Raw genomic sequence first — 3513 nt, 5'->3', positions numbered from 1 at the left:
TGAAGAGTCGGTGCTTGGCTGGAAAGAGTATGAGCTTGAAGTAATGCGCGACAGCGCCGATAACTGCGTAGTAATTTGTTCTATTGAAAATTTTGACTCTATGGGAGTGCACACCGGCGATTCAATTACTGTAGCTCCGGCCCAAACGCTTAGCGATAAAGAATATCAGGAAATGCGTGATCAAGCATTTAAAGTTATAAGAGCAATTGGTGTAGATACGGGCGGCTCAAATATTCAGTTTGCCCTAAACCCAAAAAATGGCAAAATAGTAGTTATAGAAATGAATCCGCGCGTTAGCCGTTCTTCGGCGCTTGCTTCAAAGGCCACCGGGTTTCCAATTGCAAAAATAGCAAGTTTGCTTGCGGTAGGTTACCACTTAGACGAAATACCCAATGATATAACCCAAAAAACACCGGCATCTTTTGAGCCAACCATAGATTATTGTGTTGTAAAAATTCCTCGTTTCGCGTTTGAAAAATTTTCTGGCGCCGATCAAACACTAAATACCGCAATGAAATCTGTTGGCGAGGTTATGGCGCTTGGCGGAACATTTAAAGAGGCGTTGCAAAAAGCCATACGAGGCCTTGAAACAGGGCGCGCCGGCTTAAATGCCGACGGCAAAGGCCCTCTAAAAGATATTGACAAACTTCTTAAACACGGCGAAGACCTCCAAGGTGTTACAGAAGAGGTTCGCGCTAAACTTAGCGCACCAAATTGCGAACGGTTATTTTATGTTGGCCATGCCTTAAAGCTTGGCTTTCCGATACAAGAAATATTTGAGATGTCAAAAATAGACCCATGGTTCTTGCAGCAGATTAAAGAAATAGTTGATATGGAACCTGAAGTTGCAAAAATAAAAAAACTTAAAGGCAAAGCGCAAAAAGAAGCGCTTTACAAAGCAAAACAATATGGTTTTTCCGATAAACAAATAGCTTTCTTAAATGGCCAGAAGCCCGAGAAAATTGCTCAATTAAGATTTGAGCTCGGCATAAAGCCGTCTTACAAACTTGTAGACACTTGCGCAGGCGAGTTTGAGGCATTCACACCATATTATTACTCCACATATCAAGATGAAGACGAAGTTGCAAAAGACCGCAAAAAGAAAATAATGATACTTGGCTCAGGCCCAAACCGTATCGGCCAGGGCATAGAGTTTGATTACTGTTGTGTTCACGCGGTGCTTGCCCTAAAGGAAGAGGGTTATGAAACCATAATGGTAAACTGTAACCCCGAAACCGTTTCAACCGATTACGACATTGCAGACAAGCTTTATTTTGAACCTCTCACACAAGAAGATGTGTTAAACATAATAGACAAAGAAAAGCCATACGGTGTATTGGTGCAGTTTGGCGGGCAAACACCACTTAACTTAACTGAAGTTTTAAGCAAGGCCGGTGTAAACATACTTGGCACTTCGCCAAAGTCCATAGATATTGCCGAAGACCGCAAACGCTTTAGCAAAATTTTAGACCGTCTTAAAATACCTCAGGCGCAATCTGGCACGGTGCTAAGCACGCAAGAAGCAATAAAGGTAGCCGAAAAAATAACTTATCCGGTAATGGTGCGCCCATCTTATGTACTTGGCGGCCGGGGAATGCAAATTGTTTATGATGAACCATCGCTTATAGAATATATGAGCAATGCCACCAATGTAAGCCCGGGTAAGCCAATTTTAATAGATAAGTTTTTAGATAATGCCATAGAGGTAGATGTTGACGCGCTTTCAGACGGGAAAGATGTTTATATCGCGGGTGTAATGGAACACATTGAAGAGGCCGGCATACATTCTGGTGACTCTGCCTGTGTAATGCCGCATAACACACTTTCTGAGAGAGTTGTTGAAACAATAAAAAAATATACAAGAGAGCTGGCCATTGCGTTGGAAGTTAAAGGCCTATTAAATATACAGTTTGCGGTAAAAGATGGCGTGGTCTATATTTTAGAGGCCAATCCGCGAGCCTCAAGAACTATCCCTTATGTTTCAAAAGCCAGCGGCGTGGCGCTTGCAAAACTTGCCGCAAAGGTTATGGTGGGCAAGCCTCTTAGCAAACTTTTTAGCAAAGAAGAAATATTAAACTCACCGCCTAAATTAAAGTGGGTATCGGTAAAAGAAGTTGTTCTGCCATGGACCAGGTTTAATAATGTTGACTTTGTTCTCGGGCCTGAAATGAAAAGCACCGGCGAAGTTATGGGAATAGATTCCGACTTTGGCAGAGCGTTTGCAAAAGCAGAAATTGCCTCCGGCTCAATTCTTCCAAAATCTGGTGCCGTGCTTGTCAGCTTAGGGCAAGGCATAAAATCAGATGCAATTTCAATTGTAAAAGAACTAATAACTTTAGGTTTTGAAATATATGCCACAAGCCATACTGCAGAGTTTTTCCGCGACCAAAATTTGCCAATAAAACTTGTTCACAAAATAGCCGAAGGCCGCCCAAATGTTGTAGACATAATAAAAAATCGCGAGGTATCGCTTGTAATAAATACCCCATCGGGTAAAAAGTCGCGTGCCGATGGATACCATATAAGAAGAACTTCCGCAATTTACAATGTGCCAATTGTTACCACTCTTGCTGCCGCGCGCGCAACCATAGAAGGCATAAAATCGCAAAAAAATCACGACTGGTCAGTACAGTCGTTGCAAGATTATTACAAAGAAAAGTAAACTATACGATATATTCCGGTAAAATAAAATGCTTGTAAAACTTTTAAAACATACCCCAGAACCAGAAAAAACTTGTGCCCTTGCCGCACGCCTTTGCTACTCCAGCGTTTCAATAGATGAGCTAAACACAAAACTTGTTCCAGTAAAAGTAAAAGACCTGCTTGCACGGGTAATTTCTTCAGGCCATTACTCGGTGTTGGAGCATGCTTCATTTACTTTTGGCATAGAAGGCGTATCGCGAGCGCTTTTGGCACAGTTAACAAGGCATAGAATTGCGTCTTTTTCAGTGCAAAGCCAGCGTTATGTAAAAGTAAAAGGCGAACTTGAATGTGTTATACCGCCGGCAATAAAAAATAAAAAAGAGTTGCTTGCCGAGTACAAAAAAGAAATTAAAAATATTAAAAAAATATACGATAAAATGCTCGCAAATGGCGTACTTGCAGAAGATGCAAGATATATTTTGCCAAATGCCGCGGCAACAAAAATAGTGCTTACAATGAATGTTAGAGAACTGCGCCACTTTTTTGAGTTGCGTTGCTGCAACCGCGCCCAGTGGGAAATTCGTGCTATGGCTTGCCAAATGTTAAACCTTGCTAAATCCGTCGCACCTTTATTGTTTGAAGGCGCAGGTCCATCTTGCGTGCAGAGCATTTGTACCGAGAGCGAGTTTTGTGGTAAACCCTGGGGAAAACTTAAAATTCAAAGATAAAATTTGTGTCATTGCGGGCATAATACTCAAAAAGTGTTGCTATTTTTGATAGTTTTGAAGTAGCAAAACCATTTTAAGTAACTAATTTTATGATTTTCAGAAAGACCACGATGGTTTCTATATTGATGCTTTAATTGTGAAA

2 protein-coding genes are annotated in these 3513 nt (G+C 41.3%); both read left to right on the top strand.

What is annotated here, in order from left to right; all coding sequences use genetic code 11:
- The coding region (gene carB, locus M0Q46_06610; GenBank protein ID MCK9583264.1) for a carbamoyl-phosphate synthase large subunit at window positions 1-2662 on the top strand (2662 nt) is incomplete at its 5' end.
- A gap of 28 nt (window positions 2663-2690) precedes the next feature.
- Window positions 2691-3371, top strand: coding sequence for an FAD-dependent thymidylate synthase (thyX, locus tag M0Q46_06605; protein MCK9583263.1), 681 nt, complete (start codon window positions 2691-2693; stop codon window positions 3369-3371).
- Window positions 3372-3513 lie beyond the last annotated feature (142 nt).

Source organism: Endomicrobiales bacterium, from assembly GCA_023228045.1.
In the GTDB taxonomy this organism is placed as follows: domain Bacteria; phylum Elusimicrobiota; class Endomicrobiia; order Endomicrobiales; family JALOBY01; genus JALOBY01.
The sequence above is the reverse complement of the archived record's forward strand: the minus strand, read 5'-3'. Positions and strand labels throughout refer to the sequence as shown.

Coding starts and splice junctions, on each gene's coding strand:
- thyX (MCK9583263.1), top strand. CDS start 2,691: ATGCTTGTAAAACTTTTAAAACATACCCCAGAACCAGAAAAAACTTGT.